Origin of the sequence: Nostoc punctiforme PCC 73102 (genome assembly GCF_000020025.1) — a bacterium.
Lineage (GTDB): Bacteria > Cyanobacteriota > Cyanobacteriia > Cyanobacteriales > Nostocaceae > Nostoc > Nostoc punctiforme.
Genome location: NC_010628.1, coordinates 3,624,583 through 3,646,315, shown reverse-complemented (window position 1 = coordinate 3,646,315; position 21,733 = coordinate 3,624,583). Strand labels below are relative to the sequence as shown.

General features: G+C 42.9%; 17 protein-coding genes and 1 pseudogene. 4 read left to right on the top strand and 14 right to left on the bottom strand.

The window, feature by feature from the left end:
• Positions 1–9 precede the first annotated feature (9 nt).
• On the top strand, positions 10–144 hold the full coding sequence (locus NPUN_RS44120; RefSeq protein WP_272913971.1) for a hypothetical protein: 135 nt from the start codon (positions 10–12) through the stop codon (positions 142–144).
• 114 nt (positions 145–258) lie between these two features.
• Here NPUN_RS44120 and NPUN_RS15000 read toward each other — a convergent pair whose 3' ends face one another.
• From NPUN_RS15000 to nfi, 8 genes are all read right to left on the bottom strand, one after another.
• Complete coding sequence (locus NPUN_RS15000) at positions 259–819, bottom strand: NYN domain-containing protein (RefSeq protein WP_012409466.1); 561 nt, start codon at positions 817–819, stop codon at positions 259–261.
• A gap of 132 nt (positions 820–951) precedes the next feature.
• Positions 952–1,263 carry a HigA family addiction module antitoxin gene (locus NPUN_RS14995; RefSeq protein WP_012409465.1) on the bottom strand — a complete coding sequence of 104 codons (312 nt, stop codon included), beginning with the start codon at positions 1,261–1,263 and terminating at the stop codon, positions 952–954.
• 128 nt (positions 1,264–1,391) lie between these two features.
• Positions 1,392–1,727: a XisI protein gene (locus NPUN_RS14990; protein ID WP_012409464.1), complete on the bottom strand. Its 336-nt coding sequence runs from the start codon at positions 1,725–1,727 to the stop codon at positions 1,392–1,394.
• Positions 1,715–2,134, bottom strand: a complete 420-nt coding sequence (locus NPUN_RS14985) for a XisH family protein (RefSeq protein WP_012409463.1) — start codon at positions 2,132–2,134, stop codon at positions 1,715–1,717. The genes NPUN_RS14990 and NPUN_RS14985 overlap by 13 nt, the downstream gene beginning before the upstream one ends.
• Positions 2,135–2,392: 258 nt before the next feature.
• Entirely contained in the window at positions 2,393–6,379 is a 3,987-nt protein-coding gene (locus tag NPUN_RS14980; RefSeq protein ID WP_012409462.1) for a magnesium chelatase subunit H, read from the bottom strand.
• A 511-nt stretch (positions 6,380–6,890) separates the two neighbouring features.
• Positions 6,891–8,849 (bottom strand): FHA domain-containing protein, encoded by a 1,959-nt coding sequence (locus tag NPUN_RS14975; RefSeq protein WP_041565420.1) that lies wholly within the window; start codon positions 8,847–8,849, stop codon positions 6,891–6,893.
• A 102-nt stretch (positions 8,850–8,951) separates the two neighbouring features.
• Positions 8,952–9,491: an FHA domain-containing protein gene (locus NPUN_RS14970; protein WP_012409460.1), complete on the bottom strand. Its 540-nt coding sequence runs from the start codon at positions 9,489–9,491 to the stop codon at positions 8,952–8,954.
• Between the two features lie 107 nt (positions 9,492–9,598).
• The gene (nfi, locus tag NPUN_RS14965) at positions 9,599–10,264 is read right to left on the bottom strand and encodes a deoxyribonuclease V (protein WP_012409459.1); all 666 of its coding nucleotides are present in this window, start codon (positions 10,262–10,264) and stop codon (positions 9,599–9,601) included.
• A gap of 233 nt (positions 10,265–10,497) precedes the next feature.
• Between nfi and NPUN_RS14960 the strand changes: the two genes are divergently transcribed.
• From NPUN_RS14960 to NPUN_RS14950, 3 genes and pseudogenes are all read left to right on the top strand, one after another.
• On the top strand, positions 10,498–11,019 hold the full coding sequence (locus NPUN_RS14960) for a hypothetical protein (protein ID WP_041566159.1): 522 nt from the start codon (positions 10,498–10,500) through the stop codon (positions 11,017–11,019).
• Between the two features lie 184 nt (positions 11,020–11,203).
• Positions 11,204–12,358, top strand: coding sequence for a hypothetical protein (locus NPUN_RS14955; RefSeq protein ID WP_012409457.1), 1,155 nt, complete (start codon positions 11,204–11,206; stop codon positions 12,356–12,358).
• Positions 12,359–12,524: 166 nt separating this feature from the next.
• Positions 12,525–13,310, top strand: a pseudogene (locus NPUN_RS14950) (aldo/keto reductase); the annotation flags it as partial.
• A gap of 34 nt (positions 13,311–13,344) precedes the next feature.
• Here NPUN_RS14950 and NPUN_RS14945 read toward each other — a convergent pair.
• The 6 genes from NPUN_RS14945 to NPUN_RS14920 form a co-directional block, all read right to left on the bottom strand.
• Positions 13,345–14,610 (bottom strand): DNA cytosine methyltransferase, encoded by a 1,266-nt coding sequence (locus NPUN_RS14945; protein WP_012409455.1) that lies wholly within the window; start codon positions 14,608–14,610, stop codon positions 13,345–13,347.
• A gap of 209 nt (positions 14,611–14,819) precedes the next feature.
• Positions 14,820–15,986, bottom strand: a complete 1,167-nt coding sequence (gene lpxB, locus NPUN_RS14940; RefSeq protein ID WP_012409454.1) for a lipid-A-disaccharide synthase — start codon at positions 15,984–15,986, stop codon at positions 14,820–14,822.
• Between the two features lie 122 nt (positions 15,987–16,108).
• Entirely contained in the window at positions 16,109–16,927 is an 819-nt protein-coding gene (gene lpxA / locus NPUN_RS14935) for an acyl-ACP--UDP-N-acetylglucosamine O-acyltransferase (RefSeq protein ID WP_012409453.1), read from the bottom strand.
• Between the two features lie 307 nt (positions 16,928–17,234).
• Positions 17,235–17,765 carry a 3-hydroxyacyl-ACP dehydratase FabZ gene (gene fabZ, locus NPUN_RS14930; protein ID WP_012409452.1) on the bottom strand — a complete coding sequence of 177 codons (531 nt, stop codon included), beginning with the start codon at positions 17,763–17,765 and terminating at the stop codon, positions 17,235–17,237.
• Positions 17,766–17,856: 91 nt separating this feature from the next.
• Positions 17,857–18,735: a UDP-3-O-acyl-N-acetylglucosamine deacetylase gene (gene lpxC / locus NPUN_RS14925; protein ID WP_012409451.1), complete on the bottom strand. Its 879-nt coding sequence runs from the start codon at positions 18,733–18,735 to the stop codon at positions 17,857–17,859.
• A gap of 270 nt (positions 18,736–19,005) precedes the next feature.
• Positions 19,006–21,561 (bottom strand): BamA/TamA family outer membrane protein, encoded by a 2,556-nt coding sequence (locus NPUN_RS14920; protein ID WP_012409450.1) that lies wholly within the window; start codon positions 21,559–21,561, stop codon positions 19,006–19,008.
• Positions 21,562–21,733 lie beyond the last annotated feature (172 nt).

The window sequence follows — 21,733 nt, the reverse complement described above, 5'->3', positions numbered from 1 at the left end:
AAGCCGTTGGTGAGTGACATTGTAAAGAGCGATCGCCTTACAGAAAACCTCAAAAATAATGCGATCGCTTATTGTGAAAGAGTAAGCGCGATCGCCTTGCAGAAAACCTCAAAAATAAGGCAATTGTTTGTTGTAGAAGAGTGAGCGATCGCTTTACAGAAAACCTCAAAAACTAAGCGATGGGCAGTTGTGAAAGAGGGAGTGCGATCGCCTTGCAGAAATCCTCAAAAATAAAGCGATACTTATTGGCTGCTGTCTCTATTGTGGCCGACACCAAATTGCACTCAAATAATCTTGATGAGGATCGAGATTAATAAATTTTGTAGCCGCCTCTTGCACTTCTCTTGCAGCGTGTCCCCAAAAAGCAACATGAACTTTGAAGCCATCACTCGTCAAATCATCAATGCAAGGCATATAATCTTTGTCACCTGCTGCAATAACAATTATGTCATTTTCTTTATCGATTATTTTGCCTGAATCTTTTCCAATTTGGTAAGCAATCGCAGTATCGACTTTTTTCTCTTTACCTTTTGAACGTTCGTAGGTTTGAACATTAAAACCTTTGCTTTTAACGTAATCCCAGAATGTATCTTTGGGCGGAGGCGATCCCCAAAGTCTAGTCCCACCAATCTCTGACTTTTCTGTGCCGCATAAAAATTCATGCAAGCGACCGTAGTCCATATACCAATCGTTATCAAATATTTTCAGATTGATTGCTTCATAGATATTACCAACTCCATCAATTCTCTTGTTTACAGCAGATAGCCGTCGGCCTTCTATAAAAAGGTTAGAATTGTCAACGTAGGTAAAAATTTTCATTTAGTGTCTTTACTCTCTTTGCTAGATGCACACTAAGTACATAACATAAAAAACTTATATTTACTGAATTTTATTCTACTAACTGAAAATTTCTGTAAATTTCAATTATTCAAAAAATAATCACAATTTATTCTAAACCAATGTCATTACTTGCTCATATTCTTCTTTATGGCTTTGCAAAGCATACCAAAGATCAACTTTTTGCTGAAGATTAAGCCAAAGTCTTGGCCCATTTCCTAAAGCTTTACCAAGACGTATTGCTATATCTACTGTAATTGACCTTTGACCATTAATAACTTCCTGAATTGTTTGATTAGATACTCCTAAAATTTCTGCAAAATTTGCGGTATTAATATCTAAATCATCTAAAATATCTGCAATTACTTCGCCAGGATGTATTGGTCTTACTAATCTATCATCAGTAATATCTTGCCAATTATCCATAATTAATACTTCTTACTTAATAATTTGATTAACCTCATTTAACATTGTTTACCCCATCAATATCATATTAATACAGGAGTTGGGGTTAACATTCATTAAGTAGTACTTGGAAATTTTCAAAACATCTCCTAACTCACTGCATATTCTGTAAACTGTCTCATAAAAGGAGACTGAAAACCTAACACAATGTCTTCCTTGGGAACTCCCGCAGCTACCAAATTAGCTGCAATATCATCTTCTGTACCATTCCACTGAAGCCAAATTTTCCCACCTTTAATATCAATATGAATAATACAACTATGTACCCAGTCTTGACCTTCCCACCCTACATGAACTATTTGATAATGGTCACGTTCTGTATCAAAAATTGTTTCAACTTCTATGCTTCCGTTAGCTGGTTTTTGCTCACTATAATCATGTAATATCTGTTGTACAAGCTGGCGATATCGAGTTAATTTATCCATTGGAAAATCACCTCTTGCTCTACATCATAAATAAGCATTTTTACTTGATTTTCTGCTATCATCTCTTTAGGGAAATCAAGTTGAAAAAATGTTTTGTAAGTTGTTAAAGGTACTGCTAAATACAAAACACGCTCCGGTTGTCGCCGTCGTAATGCACCTCTATAATTAATAAACTGTCCCAATGCTGTATGAAATTCTGAAATAGCAGACGACCTCTCTAAAAAACTTTTGACTTCGACTGCAATTTTTTCTCCTTCACGTTCTGCTGCGATCAGCTTTTCTGCGCCTAAATCAATAGAAAGATTAACTCCACCCACGCTAATTGTGAGTGGGTCGTTAGTAATTTGCCAACCGTCTTTCTCTAAAGCTATTTTGACAACTTGATGAAAGACATCTTTAGCAGACATACATACCCCTAATTATATTTATTATTTTCATTTAACGTGAGTTCGATGAACCTCTCCCTCCCAGCCTCCCTCTCCGAAACGGAAAGGGAGGAGTATGAAACAATTAGGCTTGTTGCTCCCCTCTCCGCGTCGGAGAGGGGCTGGGGGAGAGGTCAAAAAAGATTTGTCGAACTAACGTTCATTTAGGCGCATTCTTTGTAATCTGTAAAAATGGTTGGCAAAATAGAGACGTTCTAGAAAACGCCTCTATTTTGGTGGTTATTCTATCCCTTCAATCCGGTCTTCAACCTCTTGGTACAACTCGCGCAGACGATCTAAATTATCCTCGCTAGTCTCCCAATAACCGCGTCCATTCACTTCCAACAAAGTTGATACAATCTTGCGGAAAGAATGGGGATTAAGGTTTAACAACCGTTTCTGCATTTCTTCATCTTTGATGAAGGTTTCGTTAGTATCCTCATAAATCCAGTTATCCACAGCGCCGGCTGTCGCACTCCAACCTGTTGTATTCACCAACCGCTTGGAGAGTTCGCGCACACCTTCGTAACCGTGAGATAGCATCCCCTCGTACCACTTGGGATTTAATAATTTGGTACGCGCATCCAAACGCACGGTTTCTGATAATGTCCGCACTTGGGCGTTAGCTGTGGTTGTATCTGCAATATAAGATGCTGGTTTTTTACCATCACCCCGCAGACTTGCCACTAACTTAGTGGGATCTGAATCAAAGTAGTGGGAAACGTCCGTTAAGCTAATCTCGGAAGAATCCAGATTTTGGAAAGTTGCATCAGCAGTTTTCAATGTACTTTCAAAAATCTGCCGGGATTCGTCCATGATTCCGGGGTTATCGGAATTGAAGGAGAAGGATTTCCGATTGAGATACATTTCCTGCAACTCGGCTTCGCTATCCCAAGTGCTGTTTTCTACCGCCAAGTTGATATTTGACGAGTAGGAACCAGAAGCGTTGGAGAAAACGCGCGTCGCTGCTTGACGCAGATTAATCCCCATTTCTTCAGCTTGCTGCAAAGCGTGTTTGCGAACAAAGTTCATTTCTAAGGGTTCATCTGCCTCAGCTGCCATCTTCACGCCTTGATCTAGCAGGTTCATTTGGTTGATGAACAAGTCGCGGAATACACCAGAACAGTTGATTACCACATCAATTCTGGGCCGTCCCAACTCTTCTAGAGATATCAATTCCAACTTGTTCACCCGTCCCAAGGCATCGGGAACTGGACGCACGCCAACCATCCACATAATCTGCGCTAGGGATTCGCCGTAAGTTTTGATGTTATCGGTTCCCCAAAGGACGCAGGCGATGGTTTCTGGCCATTTTCCTTCGTTTTCTGCCTTGTTACGTACCAAAAGCCTGTCTACGACGATTTTGGCTGATTGGACTGCTGCTGTTGTGGGTATGGATTGCGGATCTAAAGCATGGATATTCTTACCCGTGGGCAAGACATCCGGGTTGCGGATGGGATCGCCACCAGGGCCAGGTAGGATGTATTCACCTTCCAAGCCTCTGAGTAATGCTCCGAGTTCGTTGTCGGCACAAACTTGCTCTAGGCAGAATTCCAAATACTCAAATAGGGGTTTTAGGGCGGCGCTATCGACTTTGGGATAACCTGCTTTATGCAATGATTCTACCCAAGGTTCTTTTTTGCCCATGTTGAAGAAATTCAACCGGGAAACTAAAGAGACTCGTCCTTCCGCATCGATTTGCTCTTGGACAAGGGCGGTAACTGCTGCACGGGTTGCCAAGGTGATGTCTTGGAGTAACTGGACATCTTCTAAAATGCCTCTGTCGTTATTTTGGTAAATATCGTCAATGTTACGTCCAAGGCTGTTAGCGATAATTCCCGGCAAGCCTTGAATTCCATCTTCTTGACGATCTAGACTAGCAATGTTGACGAGAGTTGCGATCGCTTCTTCTGCACTTGGCGGTTTACCAATGACGTGTAAACCACAAGGCAACAACCGCGACTCAATTTCCATCAACTTGCGGTAGACGTTGCCAACAATATTATCCCGTTCGTCGGCACTCATGTCTCTGGCATCGGTTTCTGGTAGGTGAATATCCTTATCCAGATTCACGATCCGGCATTTATCCATGATGCTGTTGACAATGGAAACACCTCGTCCACTATCTTTTAAGGTTTGGTAGGAAGCAATTAATTCGCTGAGTTCCTTCAAACCTTTGTACAAACCAGCATTTTCTGCCGGCGGTGTCAAGTAAGAAATTGTTTCGGCATAACTCCGACGTTTGGCAATTGTCGCTTCACTCGGATTATTGGCTGCGTAGTAATACAGGTTAGGAATTGAGCCAATCAAGTTATCTGGATAACAATCACCAGACATCCCCATCTGTTTACCTGGCATGAATTCCAAGGAACCGTGTGTACCAAAGTGCAGTACAGCATCAGCTTTCCAAACTTGCTCTAGGTAAGTGTAGTAAGCAGCAAAACCGTGGTGAGGACTAGCTGAACGGGAGAATAACAGCCGCATCGGGTCGCCTTCGTAACCAAATGTGGGTTGGACACCGATGAAGACATTACCGAATTGCTTACCATAAATCAGCAAGTTTTGCCCGTCACTGTTGAGATGTCCCGGAGGTGGGCCCCAGTTTTCCTCTAGGCGTTGAGAGTAAGGGGTAAGTGCCTCATACTCAGGAACCGACATTTTGTAAGCAATGTTGAGTTCTGGGCTGTTGTACTGCGCTTGAGCGTCATGGATGACTTCTTGCATCAACGCTTCGGCTGATTCTGGCAATTCTGGTAAGTCGTAGCCGTTATTTTTGAGAGCTTTCATCACCTCGTAGATGGAACCGAATACATCCAAGTAAGCGGCGGTTCCCACGTTGCCTTTATCTGGCGGGAAGCTGAAAACGGTGATGGCGACTTTTTTATCCAGCTTCGGCTTGCGGCGGAGGTTCGCCCATTTTAAAGCGCGTTCGGCGACAGCTTCAACCCGATCGCGCAGTGCGATCGCTTTCCCTGTAGCTCCATCTCTACCCGATAATATAATCGGCTCAATTGCCCCATCCAATTCAGGAATCGCAATTTGCAAAGCTACTTGAATTGGATGTAACCCTAAATCGCTATCCATCCACTCTTCTGTGGTTTGGAATACTAAGGGTAACGCCACCATGTAAGGACGATTTAAGCGTTTGAGTGCTTCAATTGCCTTGGGATGGTCTTGTCTGGCTGGGCCACCCACTAAAGCAAAACCAGTCAGCGATATCACTGCATCTACCAACTGTGTGTTGGTATTTGGTTCATAGAAGTAGGCTTCCACAGGCTTGGAGAAATCCAAACCACCAGCAAACACAGGTAATACCCGTGCCCCTAGTGCTTCCAACTCCTGCACCATTGCTACATAATGGGCATCATCCCCTGTAACTAGGTGAGTGCGTTGCAACACTAACCCGACACAAGGAGCTAAAGGATCTTTTAGATCGCTAGAAATATCCTTACGAGCTGTGTACCAATTGAGGTACTCTCTGACATCTTCAAACATATTGGGAGCCAAAGGGTGCCAAATCCCTAGATCGGGATAAACCACCGGCTGTTCATACGTAGAAGGTGCAAAATTCTGTTTTTCTAAACCTTTAAATACATATTTATCAGCTAGCATCAGCAAGAAGTTTTCCAGGTTTTCTGGAGAACCACCTAGCCAATACTGAAAACTGAGCATGAAATTTCGGGCATCCTGTGCCTTGTCCATTGGAAGGAACTTCAGAACTTGCGGTAGGGTTCGCAAAAGCTTCAGCATCCCATCTTGGAATCCCGCACCGGATTTTTCTTTGCGTTTCCGCATGAATTGCGCGATCGCACTTTTTGACTGACCCAACTGTGCCAAGGAAAAGCTGCCCATTTTACTCAGGCGCATTACCTCTGGCATGGAGGGAAAGACAACAGAAACATCGAGATGATCGCGGTGTGGTTCTACTGCTGCTACAACTTTCTGTGCTAAGTCTTCGATGAAAATGAGGGAAGCGATGAAGATATTCGCATTCTCAATTTCTCGTTTGAACTCCTCGTAATTTTCGGGGTCGCGGAGTTCCTCAATCAAGTACCCGCTAATTTCAATCGCCAAGTTGGGATTGTTCGCGTTAATCGTGCGAACTGCTTGCGACAATGCGCTCTGGTACTGGGACTCAAGCACGACATAGACCACCTTGATTAAACTACGTCCGCGTAAGTTATCAGGCGCAATGTGTCTAATGGTGGACTTGACGTGTGTGAACATGCTTCTTCGGCTCCTTTGATGCGTGTTCTCTGAAGGAAGTTCCTAGCGGCATCATCAGCCACAGGTAACTTGTGATCTTTTAAGCAATATCTGTTTTTTATCAGAAAACGCTTACCCAGTAGGCATTTTATCGCCTATATGACACAAATCGATATAAAAAACGAAATATTTCTTTGTAATTGTTGACTTTATATAAAAGTACTAGCTCACCTATTTGTAAAGTTTTCGTAATATTTTTATATAGTTAAATAGCTATTTATCTATATTATTACAGCTACAAAACAAAACCCGCACAAGCGGGTTTTAAAATTTTGATGTTTGGCAAAATGCTTAGGCGTAGAGGATTGTAGACATCGCCTAATTATTCTAATTTATTAACTAAGAATAAAGTTTAGCTTCTAACTGTTTCAAAATCTTCTTCGGATTTTTCTTATCTCCCTTCAGAAATTTTCAAGCAGCAAAACCTGCAACAGGTAAATACTGTATTTCTCCTGCCTCGTGCATTATTAAACTAAGGTGACTGATTTAACACCCACTTCAACCACTGCCTAAAGGAACTTATAGTATTCAAACGATGGACTCCAGGCGCGCGGGTGGCGGCGAGCCCATCAACGGCGACTAATGCAGCATATTGCAAGCCCAAAAAACTATCAACGGCGGCATAAGGGCCACCTAAAGTAATAGCGCCAGCAGCATACATTTGACCTTTGCCACTACGCATTTCTACTAGTTCAAAATTGTTCGCTACAGTCAATCGCCCCAGATGATTCACTGGGAGATTGTAATGTTTTACTAAATCTGCTATCAGAGGATTGGCATCCACTTTCGCATCGAGTCCAGTAGCATCAACAATAAAGTCAGCTAGCAATTTTATTTCCCCAAAGCTTTGTTCTCGGATATGAGTAATAGTCCGGTTTTGGGCATCTCGTTCTACATCCAAAACCTCACCGAAGGTAATTTGATACCAGCCTTCGCTGATGCCTTGGGCGGTAATTTGCTGCCAGTCGTGGCGGTCGGCAGTGGTTGTTCCACCCCAGTCTGCTAGTAAACGCTTGCGTTCATCGGGAGGTGCTTTTTCTAACATTGCCCGGAGTTCGCCGCCCCAACAAGCTTTCGGCCAGTTAAAGGGTTGAAATTCGTAATGATTTTTGACTAGGCGCTGGGTATTTTGAAATTTGTTACCTTGGGGTTTTGGCGATCGCATTAAATGCAAAACTGCAATATTCCGATTTCGCTTTCTGGCTTCATAAATGCGCTGAATAACTCGCGAAGCCACAATTCCCCGCCCACGAATCAATACCGTACCACCTTGTCGCTCTAGTTGTTCATAAACATGATCGTGTGCTTCATAAGCATTGACGACAGATTTAAAATCTTGATATTTTTCTCTATAAGCTTGCAAATCTGGAAGAAACTGAATTGCTGGATATCCAGTAGCTAAATGTAAATAACGAGTAACTAAAAAAGCATAATTTCCTGGGGCGCGAGAATAGGCTACGCAATATCTACCATCATCAGTTTTGCGAATTGCCCTAACTCGCCCATAGCGATAAATTTGATTCCAGCCAATCCGCTTCGCTTCCCTGTCTATGGAATCAAAAACATTACCCGCACGGGGTGTATAAGTTTCGGCAAATGTTGGTTCAGCAAACACTTGCCACAAATACTTGAATGCTGAGTTTATCTGTCCCTTGCTGCAATCACGCCAAGCCTCGCGCAAGGCATAACTAGGCCAGCCCCAAATATTATCAGGGCAAGAGTCAGAATTAGAACGCAGTCTCTCATATAAGGGAATTTGCGAATTCAAACAAAGGCGCTTGTAGCGGGCATAAGGTTCCGCCTCCAATCCCAAAGCTACAATTTTGTCAGGACGCACACCGCTAATTCGCAGCAAATCAGTCCAAACAAAGCTACCCAATCCCGCCCCGATCGCTAGATAATCAGATTCATCTACCGATAGACCCGTAGCATGAAGGGCTTGCACAGCTACATTTTCCGCCTGAAACGCTAGTGGCGGGAAATTACTTGCCAAGGGCGTTAGCGGTTGGGCTACAGGCAATGTGGGGTCTGGAAGATTGGTATTTGCATTGAAGTGAATCGTTGAAGGGGGGCTGGTATCTGGTTCAGAGACGCTAGCACCAAATTTCACTGTGATTAGATATGGGCCAATTTGCAATGTATCGCCATTAGCCAAAACACTGCGCGTTTGTGGTTTACCGTTGACATATACACCGTTAACGCTGCCTTGGTCAATCACCACTAGATGGTCTTGTTCCCAGTCAATTAGGGCGTGGTAGCGAGAAACTTCGTTACTGTTAAGCAGCATCCGAGAAACGCGCATTCCCCTAAGTTCGGCAGGTAAGCGAGGGAATTCTCGACCAAAAGCGATCGGCATATTCAACCTTGGTTCTCGCCGTTCACCCGTCGCTGGTTCTTCCCAACTCAATTGAATTTGTAAGTCATTAGTCATTGGTCATTTGTCATTTGTCATTGGTCATTTGTCATTAAGTCAAGAGTTAGGAATTCTTCTTTTGCTCCCCTGCTCCCCTGCTCCCCTGCTCCTCTGCGCTCCTCAACTACCCGGTGCTACTAAAACACTCACAGCCGCAGCCAAAGATGTTCCACACCAATGACAACCAATTTGTAGATTCTCTCCTGGGGAAACTTTATGACATTTGGGGCATTCTAGACCATAAATTCCTAGCGGTGGTGCGGAAGGCGTTGGTGAATGGTGATGATGTCCGGGATGCGGTGGCATCAAAATTGTTGCTGGAATGCTGCCTGTGGAAACTTGAGTAACGTTGAGTTTTATTTGTCCCAAAGAGATAGTAGTACCCTCTGTTAAAGGCATTTCACCTTGGACTAATTGCCGTCCATCGACAAGGGGGGGATTTTGCGATCGCAAATTCCTGATATAAAAGCGCTGTTGCTGTTGATGAAAAAAGATTTCAACGTGCAGACCAGATACAGTAGGGTGACTCAAAACAATATCGCACCGGAGTCGATCGCGACCAATGCGGACAGTACCAGGATTTTGACTTGGTTGTTGTTCGTAAATGTTCTGAGTTTTATCTTGACCTGCATCGTGCCACTGTAAAGTTAGTGCGTTCATTGTTCTAACTTCGTAAATCGTATTTAGCTACTTCAACTTCTTTCTGTGCGATTCCTAACATGATTGAGTAGGCGCAAGCAAGTATTTAGAAAAAACTTCAACAAGCTTTATTTCGCCGACGCTAATTTATCAGCGATGCGTGTAGTTTCTGGCAGCCGATATTTTGGCGTGCAGCGTAATACATAGTCAATTGCTGTGGGTAAACTAATTCGATGTCCACTGGAGATATACAGAGGTTTTACTCCTGTGCGCGATCGCAAAACAACCCCAACGGTTTCACCGTTATATATCAGTGGTTGGCTGCTGCCTTTGGTTTCTGCCAATTCCTCATACTTACCAACCAACCTGGACTTAGCTACACCAATTGTTGGCATATCTATAAGTAACCCTAAATGGCTAGCTATACCTAATCTGCGGGGATGAGCAATTCCTTGACCATCACACAGGATAATATTTGGTGTTGTTTGAATTTTCTCCAAGGCATCGAGAACAGCTGGAATTTCCCGAAATGAGAGGAACCCAGGAACATAAGGAAAGGTAGTAGGACGGTGTGCTAGGCTCGTCTCAATTACTTGTAAATCAGGAAAACTCAGTACTGCGACAGCTGCCCGGCTAATGGTTCCATCAGCTTCAAAACCCATATCCACTCCAGCAACGTACTGGATCGGTTCTTCTAGTTGATCCTCAGTAATTACCTGATCTCGCAGCTTTTCTTGGATAACTATGGCTTCTTCCAGCGTCGAAGGCCAAGTATGATCTCGATAAAATTTCATATTGAAAATGGGAATTAAACTGATTAATATTAATCCTGTTAATTTGGCAAGGGCAAAAACCGATGTTGATCCAGGAAAATATATTTTTTACAAAAGTCTGTGAAAGACTATCTTTATACTAAATATTTTAACCTAACTTAGTTGATATTTTGCATCATAATGTTACTTAAGGCTGTTAAGAGGGAATTCTAAGAATATAAGCTTATTTTCCTAGATTTTCTCTTTTAATGGTTATGACAGAGCCAAATATTCTGGAACTTGCAAAACAGGGAGATGTAGATGCGATCGCATCTCTGATGAACCGCCACCTACACCCCAAAGGGATCGCTGCAAAAGTTGCCTTTCAAGATGCTTGGTTAGAGGTAAAGCTAGAATCTGCCCAAGTACCAAATCAGCAAATTTTAGTTGCATTTATTCGCAAAGGTTTAACTGGTTTAGGGGCTGCATCTATTGAAAGCGTGAAAATTTATGGGCAACAAACGGGTAAGAAGTTTCCAGCTTGGACTAAAGAGTTTAATCTAGGCATAGTAGAAGATGAACTAGAAGCAGCAGATAATGAAGAGTCTTCTAGTGAATCTCAATTTTTAACTATTTTTATTAATTTAAGTGGCGATACAGTGCGGGGATTAACAAACCAAGATTTTGAATCTATTGCTAATAAAATAAGTTCTGATATTTTATCATCTTGTACTGACATTTTTATTCAAAAAGTAAGTATTAGTAATGGTAGCTCTGTAATTACAAAGGAACGTTAATATCTAATCCGCCTCATGCATAGGTGCAGAGAAAGATTCTAAATCAGGGGCTTCTGCCAAAAATCTAATAAATCAAGTTAATTTTAAATATATAGCTCTAAAAATTTTGTTAATGTTGCTTTTATCTGTATATGGGGAATCCTAATATAGACGATAATTTATCAGCTTTTCGCATTTGTTAATTATGAAAAATCCCAATATTCAAGAAGTTACTAAGCAAAAGTTACAAAAGTTTTACTGGCCTTTATGGTTTCCTTATCCTACTTCTTGGTTAAAAGCATTAATTTTGAATCTATTTTTGAGCTTTATTATATTTATACTCAATAACCCTGGAAAAGTAGGCTACCAAATTACCTATTTGGTCAAAAGCCCCGAGTTATTTGTTATCTTGACAATACTGTTAATCCTATCTCCAATTCCTATAATTTCTTTCACTCATCACTTCTTACACTTACTCATAAGTCATTTTATCTCAGAAATCCAAGCACCAGAAATAGGTAGAACAAAAGGATTATTTCCAGGAATAATGAGTTGGTGGGAAGGATTGTATGCTTGGCTTGTAATTGCAACTTCTACACTGATAGCAGTATTTTTCTCGACAATACTTTTGCCATTATTTAATATTAGTTACACTAAACCAGTTGAATACTACACAGAAATTGGAAATAAAATAATAGTAATATTTGGGCTGTTTTATATTTCTAGTGGGGCACTAACTTATCAAATTGAATATTTGGTAAGACAGCGAATAATATCTGCTTACTCTGGCACTAAAGAAACGGATGCAAGTAAATCCAAGACTGATTTTAATACAGATCAAGAACTTAATAGATTGCGCGGGGAGATGGGTGTACACCAAATGAAATCAAATGTTTTCTCGAATAATGAAGAAAATATAATTAGCAAGGCTAAACATAAATATCGTCATCTAAATAGAAATTTGCTGCTTATTTTTTTGATATTTTCAATTTCTATAGGAATATATTTATCTTCACACTTCAGAGAACTACTTTCCATAACCTCTAAAAATCCAACACAAATACCATCAAGTTCTATATTAGTTACACCCTCACCAGTTATTCCAGAATCCCCGACTGTGTTACTTCAAAGCGATACATTTCGAGAAGCGGTAAGTAAAGCAATTAATGCCGCTAACCTTACTCAGTCAGCAAAATCTCTCGATGAGTGGAAGACAGTTGCAAGTCAGTGGGAAACTGCAATCGCACTTATGAAAACTGTGCCATCTTCTAGCCCAAATTATGCAATCGCTCAACAAAAAATCATAGAGTATCAGAAAAATATCAACTACGCTCAGAAAAATGCCGTCGCTGGCAAGTAATGCGATCGCACCTCAAAATTAAGCTAGAAAAGGCAGTGCGTAGCTTGCCGCCGTAGGCATCGCTCTGATTTTCACCTATCCTGATGAAATGGGATGTTCGACACTAATGAGGATAAATTATCATGCTTAATGGACTCAGGCAACAGGCGATCGTCAAACCTGGTGGTCAGGACAAACGCCACTATCCTGGGAAGGAAAAGAGGATGATGCTGTGGCAATAATTCAAAGAGCGCTGGAACTTGGCATTCGCTACTTTGATACGGCGGCTAGTTATGGGCCGAGTGAAGATTATTTAGGCAAAGTGCTACCACCCCATCGCTCAAAGATATTTCTAGCAAGCAAGACCGATAAAAGAGATCGGGATGGAGCTTGGCGAGAATTGGAGCGATCGCTAAAACGTCTCAATACAGATTATCTCGATTTGTGGCAGTTGCACCACGTTTCTTTTTCTCAAGAACTCGACACCATCTTTAGTCCATCTGGCGCAATTAAAGCTTTAGAAGAAGCCATACAACAAAAACTGGTGCGCTTCGCAGGTCTTACCGGACATCACGATCCTCAAGTGATTGCCGAAGGGTTACGTCGCTATCCTTTCCACACTACGCTGATTCCTGTGAATGCCGCCGACAAACACCACCCACGTCCATTTATCCCAGTAGTTTTACCAGTTGCTCAAGAAAAAAATGTCGGTGTGATTGCGATGAAAGTTCCGGCTTATGGTCGACTGTTTAAACCAGGTGGGTTGACAGGTATGGAGCAAGCTTTAGGTTACACAATGTCTCAGCCTGGAGTTCATTGTTGTGTAATTGCGGCAGAAACCGTTTCACAATTAGAGAATAATGTCAAGATAGCGCGGGCTTTTGTGCCTCTTAAAAAGGAAGAATTAACAGCGATCGCACTGGCGGCTGCTAATATCTGGGAAGATAGTACATTTTTCCGTACTTGGACTTAGCGCAACCTTGCACATATTACGAAGTGTATTATTACTAGTCACGCTGATAATATTGTTCCGCTTGCGACATCTTAAACTGTAGTAGCTTCTCGTCTCCCAACTTGTATCGCAAACTCGGCTTAAAAGGCGAAATATTCAAACTACTAATAATTTCACCAGCCACAGCCTTTGCTAGTAGCGGTGGTACAGAGTTACCAACTTGCCTAAATCCGTGCCATTTAGTTACATGAAATCTAAACCAATCGGGGTAAGAATGTAATCTCGCCGCTTCTCTGACTGTAATGCAACGAGGCGTAAATGGATGAATCGGTCTAGGAGAGGTGAAAGAACCCCTATATTTGTCTGTTCCAGCTCTTAGAGTATTGCAGACACCAGCAGGATGTAGCTTATAAAAACGACTAATTTTTTCTCTATCGCCTTGTTCAGTCTCCTGAAAGCGTTGAATAGTTTCTGCAGAATGTTTTGTTCTTAAACTTGAAGAAAGGATTCGCAAATCATATTCACGTTTATAAGAATAATCATTTTTTAGACATTTAAGACCGCGAAGTACACGAGCATAGTTACTAGGCTTTTCGTATTCTCCAACAACCCAATCTCTTGCTACTAACTCAGGATAGTTTTCTATTTCGGGTAAATCTTTAATTGCGTCCCATACTGTAGGACTCAATGGGATATTAGATATTTTTTTAGAAGTTAAATTATTTGGTAATGCTGGTTTAGTAATCGGCTGAGGATATTTTGGTAATTCTACATCCTCCCTTGCACCTATAAGAAATAATCTCTCACGTGACTGTGGTACTCCGTAATTTGCAGCATTGAGAATTTGGTAATTTTCTTCTACTTTATAGCCGTAAATTTTAAACTCACTAATTAAAGATTGGAGGATTTTTTTATGTTCGCCAACTGTGATTCCCCGAACATTTTCCATTACAAAGAATTTCGGTTTTAGCTCAAAAACCAGCCGATGAAAGTGAAACACTAAAGAATTTCGCGGATCATCAACAACCCGTTTACCAATTAGAGAAAATCCTTGACATGGTGAACCACAAATTACCACATCAATTTCGCGATCGCCAATTTTAGACCGACTCCTAATTTCTTCACCAGTTGTATCCACAACACTTTGACATAACACTGAGCAATAAGGAAAATTAAACTCATGTGTTGCACAGTGGATAGGGTCAATTTCTACAGAGGCTAGCACGTCAAAACCAGCTTGTTCAAAGCCAAGAGTCATACCACCCGCGCCAGCGAACAAATCAACTGCGATCGCTCTTTGTTTTCTCATCTCATAAGCCATGACACCCCAATCTAATTCGTAATTTCTAATGACGCTCTCTACGAAACGCTAAAAGCGAACGCGGAATCGCTACCGCTACGCTAAGGTAATTCGTAATTACCATAAGCATAAATGCGGGTTTCGGCAAATAATAGGTAGTTCGTACTTAATTTTACTCCTAAGTAAACTGATTGATTCTCTATTTTTAATTACGAATTACGAATTACGAACTACGAATTATTTGGTCGCATTTGCAAAATTTCTTGAGCAACGCGATCGCACACTCCCACTTCTCCTAAACTTTGCCGCATTTCTTCATAATCTAGCAAAGTTTGCTCTCTGCGACTGGGATTGAGTAGTAGTTCCATCGCGGCTTGGATAATATTCTCTGCTGTGGCTTGCTCTTGTAAAAATTCTGGCACAATCGGCTTCATCACAACTAAGTTGGGTGGCGATGCAAAGGCTATAGAACCTTTGAGGATTTTACGAGCTATCCAAGCAGTCAGGCGACTGAGGCGGTAAACTACAACTTGGGGCACATTTAACAAAGCAAGTTCTAAATTGACAGTACCAGATTTACTAATGGCTAAATCAGCCGCAGCAAAAACTTCCATTTGTTGACCTGATAGAACTGTCGCCCGTAAACCGTAACGCTCAATAGCCTCCTCAATTGGCTGTCTATAGACTTCCAAAGAAAGGGGAATCCAGAAATGAACTTCAGGTAATTTAGCTTGAATAGTTTGGGCGGCTTGAAAAATTACTGGTAAAAGATATTTTAATTCTTGGCGGCGAGAGGCGGGGAGAAGTGCGATCGCAATTTGTTCTGGCGCAATCCCCAGTGTTGCACGCGCTGCTTGGCGACTGGGAGCGTCTTGCATTCGGTCAATCAAAGGATGCCCTACCCAAGTAACTTTTGCCCCTTGCTCACGAAAAAAACGGGCTTCTTGTGGGAAAATTGCCAACAGCTTATCTGTAAAACCAACAATCCGGTTAGTTCTACGCAAACTTAATGACCAAGCCCATTCTTGGGGAGCAATGTAATATACCACAGGCACATCTGGTAGCTGCTGTTTCATATAAGTCCCAATTTCCAGATTGGGAGTCATATAATCGATCAGCACTACTAAATCTGGTGGATTTTGTTTTAGAGAAGCGATCGCCTGACGTTGTACCTGGAGAGTAGGTAGAATATAGGGCAACCCTTCTAGAATACCCATTGAGCCAATACTACTAGTATTGCCCAGCAGAATTGCCCCAGCCTCCACCATTTTTTCGCCACCCAGCGCCACAATCTCTAATTTCAACCCAATCGCCATAGCTTGACGCTTCAGCGCTGTAATGAGCAGCGATCCTTGTAAATCGCCAGATACTTCGCCAGTGCTGATAAAAATCCGCATTTGATAATTGGTAATTAGTAAAAACTTAGGAATAAATAGTTAGAAGTGAGGAGTTAAGAGTCAGGAGTTAAAAATTCAATTCATCAACCATAACTCCTAACCCATAACTCCTAACTCATAATTCACGATTCATCACTCGTGCCTTTTTTCCCTTTACCGGGAATCAAGCCGCGTCTACCTGGCATCTGAGAAAGTAGCAGGAAGCGACGCAGATGTTGTAATTGTTCGCTATCGCCTAAAAGTTCCAGTTTTTCCAAAGCATCCTTAAAGGACAAATCAGAACGGTAGAGAATTCGGAAGGCTTTTTTGAGTGCAAGCAAATCTGCTGAATCCATACCAGACCGTTTGAGTCCCACAAGGTTGAGGGTTCGCACTCGCGCCGGATTTCCCTCTACTAGCATATATGGGGCTACATCCCGGTCAATACGTGCCATACCTCCCACCATTGCGTGTCTACCAATACGCACAAATTGATGGACACCTAAAACCCCACTCAGCCTGGCACGTGACTCTATATGCACATGACCCGCCAACGCTACAGAGTTGGCAATCACTACCTGGTCTTCAATTACACAGTTATGAGCCACATGGACATAAGCCATCAGCAAGTTACCATCACCAATTACCGTTGCTTCACCAGCACCAGTAGCACGGTTAATGGTAACGTACTCACGAATTAAGTTGTTATCACCAATTTTGACCCAAGTTGGTTCTCCCACAAACTTGAGATCCTGGGGTTCCATACCGATGGCTGCACCTGTAAAAATCTGATTTTGCGCCCCAATCTCACAAGGCCCCTCTAACACAGCATGAGCGCCGATTATTGTTTCAGGGCCCACTTTGACATGCGCTCCAATCACAGCATAGGCACCGACTTGCACTGTATGGTGGAGTTCCGATTTCGGATGAATTACAGCAGTTGGATGAATTAGCGTTTTCAAGGGTGAATCTCCAGAACTGTCTTGATAAGTCAGCGCCAGATAGGGTTTCTAAGGCAGCGTGTTAATCTGGTTAAGAGATTTATACAAACTACCGCCCCATCAAGGCGACTGGTAGAGCGTGAAGTATTTCAGTGAACGAAAGTGTCGGGCAAAGCAAGTTAAGTGTGTTCGAGTAGCATCTCGTAGAGAGGGCATCGAAAATCAAGAAATTATCAGATGCTGTTGTGGATTTTTTTTTAACTGTTATCCTTTTGTAGGATTCAGTAAGGGCATTTCACGGCTATGCCCACACCACGAAAGCAAACTTTTAGTTGACTAGAGAAAACATTAATTCCCCTTCACAAGCAAGTTGACCGTCAACTTCGGCACGACCTTGCATCTTACCGAAACGACGTTGTTTTACCCATAACAGTTCCACTGTCATGACTAGTTGATCCCCCGGTACGACCTGGCGGCGAAAGCGAACTTTATCGATACCAGCGAAAACAAATAGCCCGCCTTCTACCGAAGACATTTGAGTAAGAACAATGCCCCCAACTTGTGCCATTGCTTCGACAATTAGCACCCCTGGCATCAGTGGACGGCCGGGGAAATGTCCTTGGAAATAGTGTTCGTTGATAGTAACATTTTTAACGCCAACAGCTTTTTTACCTGGAACGTAGTCAATTATTTTATCTACAAGTAAAAATGGGTAGCGGTGGGGTAATAATTTTTGAATTTCTTCAGATGTGAAAGTTGTTTTAATTTCAGAGGCGATCGCAGTCTCATTTATACCCTGTAGTTCGGTAGATGTAGGTGTAGTTGGATCGATAGTATTCACTTCAGTGAGGATTGACATTGGCCCTATAGTTAATTTTTCATCTGAAAGTTTAGCAGGCAGGCGTAGATCGAAATCTTAATAATCCTGGATTTTAAGCTTTAGAGCAAATTCAAAATCTAAAATCGTTCGACTGAGCGAAGTCGAATCCAAAATCTAAAATTTTCTGAGCCAATTGAATGTGTAAATTATGGCTGGCTTTATACGCTAAGAAATGAGCCCGAGGAAAAGCCCCTAGTAAACTCAAATCTCCGACTAAATCCAAGATTTTATGACGGACTGGTTCATTTGCAAATCTCAACGGAGGATTTAGCCACCCTTCTGGCCCGCAAACAAGTGCATTATCCAAACTACCACCTTTAATTAACCCAGTTTTTTGTAAGTGTTCAATTTGATGCAGTAACCCAAAAGTACGGGCAGGAGCAATTTCGGCAGCAAAGCTAGCAGAAGCTTTTTCTAGTTCAGTGGTTAGTGACCAACTATACCATTGATTACCAATGGCAGGCAGGTCAAATTCAATACCGTAACTAAAACGAGTTTCTGGTGCTGGGAGGGCACATACAAAGGCATCACCTTGATAGACCCATATTGGTTCTGTAACAGTCAAAGGAACTTGGTTGTTAACGGGTTGTGATACTAGGCCAACTTGGGCAATGTTGGCTACCCACACACTTGCTGAACCATCCAAAAGCGGGACTTCTGACCCATCAATTTCAATCCGGGCATTATCCACACCCATACCCGAAAGTGCTGCCAACAAATGTTCTACCGTGCGAACATATACCTCACCCTTACCCAACTGAGTTGAGAGAACAGTGTGACTAACTGCCGCAACTTGGGCTGGAATAATCGGCAAATCTGGTAAATCCACCCGTACAAAGTAGCGTCCACTTCCCGTTTCATCTGGTAGTATCCGCACCTGGGTATTCACACCGCTATGCAATCCCACCCCTACTTGGGTGATTTCGGCAGCTAGAGTGTGCTGTTGCATAGCCGAAAAGTCAATATATTTTGTTTAGTATTGTTCATCGTCTGTTTTGGTAAAGTCCCTGATATTCCCCTAAAAAAGTCATTAATCCCTTTATCGGAACAGTATTGAGGTAAATGTCAAAATTAGCAAGCTAATTGTCATTTGTCCTTTGTCCTTTGTCATTTGTCCTTTGTGATTCCCTAATGGCTAATCCTTCTCTACGAGAGGCTGCGCCAAAGGCTTCCATTAGTACAAGTGACCAATGACCAATGACTAATGACCAATGACAAACTAAAACCTTTCGCCAATACCGAAATTAATTCGACTATCTCCGTCATCGTTGATACCGTAGTCAATACGAATTGGTCCCAGTGGAGATTGGACGCGAACGCCAAGACCATAACCGTAGCCACTACCATTTTTGCTCAATACTTCAGCCGCCCTGGTGCTAGTTCCCAAATCGCTGCCGAGATCAAAAAATAGTGCGCCACTGACTACTGAAAAAACTGGGAACCGATATTCAACTGATGCTTGCACGTAAGAGCGTCCACTACCTAATGCTCCTTCTTCGTAACCCCGGACGGAGTTGCTACCTCCAAGAGTAAAGGCTTCGTAGGGGGGCAAGTCACCAAGGATGGTTCCTGCTTGCAGGTTAAATGCTAAGGTTTGTGCCCCCTTGGTAAGGTTAATCAGCTTAATGGGTAAATATTGGCTGTAGCTACCCCGCAATCTGGTTAGGAGAATGTTTCCTAGTCCGATGGGAACTGACTGATCAACCCCGAAGCGAAGATAAGAACCGCTAGTGGGTTGCAATGGGTTATTACGGAGATCGCGCTGTGCCCCTAGTTGCAGCAGTAGTAAATCGTCTTCACCTCCCGGAGACAAGGTAAGTGGAATTTCTAGTGGTTGACCATTGGCGGTGGGGTTTCCATTCTCGTCGAGGGGCACTCCATTATCATTGAATACCGCTCCTGTTTTTCTGAGATTGCCATCGGCATCACGGGCGGAAACTCGTTGATACTGTAAACCTGCTGAGGCAGTCCAAACGGAAGTTTTGTAAGGATTGCTGGAAAGAGGACGGGTAAAGGTAACACCGCCACCTAGACGGAGAATGCGGGGGCGATCCTGAGCATCTGTATTACTGGGATTATTTGGGTCAAAAGTCCTAATATCTTCATCTTTGCCATCAAAAATCAATGAAATGGAACTGCGGCGAAAAAGATTGGTTGTGTAGGAAGTCCGGTAAGGATCTCCCGCAATCCAAGGGTCTGTATATCGCACGTCAAATAGCAGTTCCCGTTCTCCCACCTGGACTTCTGCGCCCAGTTTTTGGTTTCTACCGTTCAGGTTTTGTTGTTGATAGCTAACTGTTCCAAAAAGTCCGCTAGCAGAACTAATCCCTGCCCCAGCCGCAATAGAACCACTGCTGCGTTCCGCTACATTCACGACTACATCAACCTTGCTGGGGTCAGTACCAGGGTCTAGGGAGACATTCACATCTTCAAATAGCCCTAGTCCATACACGCGCTGTAGGTCTTTTTGCACCGTGTTGCGGTTGAATGTTTGCCCTGGCTTCAACTCCAATTCTCGGGTAATGATGTAATCTTGTGTCCGTCCGCGAATTGGTTGTCCCTTCTCGTCTGTCTCTTGACCATCTTTATTGCGGAACCGGACTCTAATATTCTCTACAACACCTTCTGCTACTTGTAAGGTAACAACTCCGTTTTCAGCGACTTGGGGCGCTCCAATGACGTTGGCTAGCACATAACCTTGGTCTTGATACCGCTTGTTTAACTGCTTGATGCCTTCTTGCAAGTCACGCAAGTTGAGGATTTTGCCATACTGCTCCTTAAATACTTCATCCACAGTAGTAGGTGGGAGTACAGAGGGAACACCAGTGCCAGGATTGGCTTGCACTTCTACTTTGCTCAGGACGGGGTTAGGCTGTACAACAAAGCTCACCCGCACTCCCAAGGGGGTATCTTCTGGCGATGCTTGGACGTTGGAGAAGAAGCCAGTACCAAAGATGGCGTTAATATCTTCTTGCAGTTGGCTGCGAGTTGTTGTTCGTCCTGGTTGGGTACGAATTACCCTGTAAACTTGTTCTTCTAGTTCTGGTGATAGTTGCCCAGACTGGGATCTAATGAGGACTTCCGACACCAGTACGCGGGGGTCATTGGCTTCCGGGGCTGTGTTGGGTTGAGTACTTTCTGGAGTTGTCGGTGGATTAACATTCTGCGGATTGGGTGTAGCACCTGGTCTTGGAGCAGGTGTTCGTTGTTGACCATCTGGAAATGGAACGTCTGGAGCGGTAGATGGTTCTGGAGTTGTGGGTAATAAAGGTTCTGTTGTTGGTGGATTGACATTCTCTGGGACTGGAGTCGTCTCAGGAGTTGGGGAAGGCGTTGGTTGTTGAATTTCTGGCGGTGGGATGTCCGGCGCTGGAGAGGGCTGTTGAGTTGGGCTGGGATTGATTTGAGGGGTTTGTTGTGCAGTTTTTAGCGTTGTGGAGGTTGGCACTATTACCCCTGGTGTCGCGTAGGCATGGCCGCCCGCACTTCGGCTGCGCTCAGTGACCACCGCAGGCATCGCTGCTGGATTAGCAGGGTAAACTGCGACAATACGAGATTTCTGTTCCTCTATAATCCCTGTGAGATTAGATCGAGATTTTAGATTTTTACTAGAGTCAAGCTGACTAGTATCCTTTTCTGGCTGCTGATTTGTTCCTAGTGTCAAAACTTCTGTTGTCTGTTTTGAACTTTTGGCGGTTTCTGCTTTTGCACTCAATGAGCCGCCCAAAGGGACTGTAATTGCTATTGCTGCCAGCAATACGGGAGATAAACGCATTTTACTTATGATTCCTCTTCACGACCACACACACACCATCACAAGGCAATAATGCCCTTATGCCAAAGGTAAAATTCAAAATATAATTTTTTTCTTTTGCTTTTTTACTTTACAAGGCAAAAGGCAAAAGGCAAAAGTAAAATATAATTCCTTCTGACCTTTTGGTTTTTAC